We start from the raw sequence: 623 nt of genomic DNA on the forward strand, positions 1-623 counted from the left end.
CACGGCAGCGCCAAGTACACCGACATCATGAAGACCCAGGCGCTCAAGCAGGCGCTCAGCCAGCACGGCTTCGACGCCGCCTTCGGTGGGGCGCGACGCGACGAGGAGGCCTCGCGCGCCAAGGAGCGCGTCTACTCGTTCCGCGACCGCTATCACCGTTGGGATCCCAAGAACCAGCGCCCCGAGCTGTGGAACATCTACAACGCCAAGGTCAACAAGGGCGAGTCGATCCGCGTGTTCCCGCTGTCCAACTGGACCGAGCTGGACATCTGGCAGTACATCTACCTCGAGTCGATCCCCATCGTGCCGCTGTACTACGCCGCGCCGCGGCCGGTGGTCGAGCGCGACGGCATGCAGATCATGGTCGATGACGAGCGGATGCCGCTCGAGCCCGGCGAGGTGCCCGAGACGAAATGGGTGCGCTTCCGCACGCTGGGCTGCTACCCACTGACCGGGGCGGTGGAGTCCAAGGCCGCCACGCTGCCCGAGATCATCCAGGAGATGCTGCTGACGCGCACCAGCGAGCGCTCGGGGCGGGCCATCGACCACGATCAGGCGGGATCGATGGAGAAGAAGAAGCGCGAGGGGTACTTCTGAGCCGAAGGCTCAGAAGACCCGAGAAG

At 66.0% G+C, this 623-nt stretch carries 1 protein-coding gene; it reads left to right on the forward strand.

Annotated features, from left to right (window positions below; genetic code table 11):
• A partial coding sequence (gene cysD / locus IE093_RS22350) for a sulfate adenylyltransferase subunit CysD (protein WP_189473142.1) occupies positions 1 to 597 on the forward strand: 597 nt, incomplete at its 5' end.
• Positions 598 to 623: the final 26 nt, after the last annotated feature.

Source organism: Litchfieldella qijiaojingensis (genome assembly GCF_014651875.1).
GTDB lineage: Bacteria > Pseudomonadota > Gammaproteobacteria > Pseudomonadales > Halomonadaceae > Litchfieldella > Litchfieldella qijiaojingensis.